Origin of the sequence: Flavobacterium nitrogenifigens (assembly GCF_003254565.1) — a bacterium.
Classification (GTDB): Bacteria; Bacteroidota; Bacteroidia; order Flavobacteriales; family Flavobacteriaceae; genus Flavobacterium; species Flavobacterium nitrogenifigens.
In genome coordinates, this window is the sequence record NZ_QJRI01000083.1 from 1 (window position 1) to 413 (window position 413).

General features: G+C 43.3%; 1 protein-coding gene. It reads right to left on the minus strand.

Translation table 11 applies throughout. The features are described from left to right. A partial coding sequence (locus DM397_RS00355; RefSeq protein ID WP_204251847.1) for a hypothetical protein occupies window positions 1–413 on the minus strand: 413 nt, incomplete at both ends.

Genomic DNA, 413 nt, shown 5'->3' on the forward strand with positions numbered 1-413 from the left:
AGCGGTTTCAGTCTGCGTAGAACTTGTAGAATTAGTGATCGTTAATGCTAAAGTCTTGGTGTCGCAGCCCGAAGAATAGGTATAATTTCCAGAAGCTGTATAGGTAGTGCCATTTACAGGCCAGGTATATCTATCGCAAGCGGTTTCGGTTTGCGTAGAACCTGTCGAATTAGTGATTGTTAATGCTAAAGTCTTGGTGTCGCAGCCTGAAGAATAGGTGTAATTTCCAGAAGCTGTATAGGTAGTGCCATTTACTGGCCAGGTATAGCTATCGCAAGCAGTTTCAGTTTGCGTAGAACCTGTAGAATTAGTGATCGTTAATGCTAAAGTCTTGGTGTCGCATCCCAAAGAATAGGTATAATTTCCAGAAGCTGTATAGGTAGTGCCATTTGCCGGCCAGGTATAGCTATCGC